At 68.2% G+C, this 899-nt stretch carries 2 protein-coding genes; both read right to left on the bottom strand.

Annotated features, from left to right (window positions below; genetic code table 11):
• The coding region (locus G3480_RS26910) for a hypothetical protein (RefSeq protein ID WP_164657247.1) at positions 1–514 on the bottom strand (514 nt) is incomplete at its 3' end.
• A gap of 80 nt (positions 515–594) precedes the next feature.
• The coding region (locus tag G3480_RS26905; protein ID WP_206171935.1) for a DNA polymerase beta superfamily protein at positions 595–899 on the bottom strand (305 nt) is incomplete at its 5' end.

Genomic DNA, 899 nt, shown 5'->3' with positions numbered 1-899 from the left:
AGTGCAACGTCCGCTCCGTCTGCGCCGCGCCGTCCAGGAGCCCGGTGAGCCGCCCGCCGACCTCGCTGAAGCGTGTAAAGCGGGGCGTGGCGAAGGTGCGCGCCCCCGGCGCCTGACGGCTCGCCTTGAGCGGCACCTGCGCCGCCCACATCCCCCGGTCCGTCTCCAACGCGAAGGAAACGCTGTCGACGCGATAGGGCGAGGCGCCGATCGAGCCGTACTCGGCGAGGATCTCCTCGTAGCGAGGTGCGTGCTCGGGCGGCAGTGTCCAGGCCTCGGTGATGACGAAGACGAAGTCGGCCTGGACCTGCTGGGCGATTTGGCGGATCTGCGCCGCCGAGGCGTCTTTCCCGGCCTCGCCGTCGGTACGCAGCTCGACCGGTTGCACCGTGTGCCGTGCCAGGTTGCCGACGAAGGCGAAGGGAACCAGTGATTCGCCCTGCTCAAGCATGCGCCGGGCCTGTGCGATCAGCGGGGTCAGGAGGTCTTGGTAGGCGTCGGGAAGGGACTGCACGCGGGTGGCTCCTTGGTCGGTGGCATCGGGCGCCGTCGAGGGCGCTGCGGATAGTTTCTCAAAGGTGACCCTTTTGCGCATCAGCATCCTCTGGACGTGTCCTGTCCGCTGAGCGCGCCGTTCGTCTCGCCAGTGCTGTCAGCCATCGCCGACAGTCCGCGATTCAGAACGGTTTCCAGCAGCAAACGATCCAGCCCAGTGCCATCGAATGGCTGCGGACGCGGCGGCGGCACCGCCTCCAGCCGTGCCAGCTCCCCCGTGATGAAGGCATCAATGACGGGCTGGGGCGGACCATACTCGGACTCCCGCGCCGAGCGCTTGATCCGGAGCAACGCATCGATGGCCGCACGCAGTGCTGGATCGCCGATCAGCGCCTCCACCAGGG

It is taken from the genome of Thiorhodococcus mannitoliphagus (assembly GCF_010915725.1).
Lineage (GTDB): Bacteria > Pseudomonadota > Gammaproteobacteria > Chromatiales > Chromatiaceae > Thiorhodococcus > Thiorhodococcus mannitoliphagus.
The sequence above is the reverse complement of the archived record's forward strand: the minus strand, read 5'-3'. Positions and strand labels throughout refer to the sequence as shown.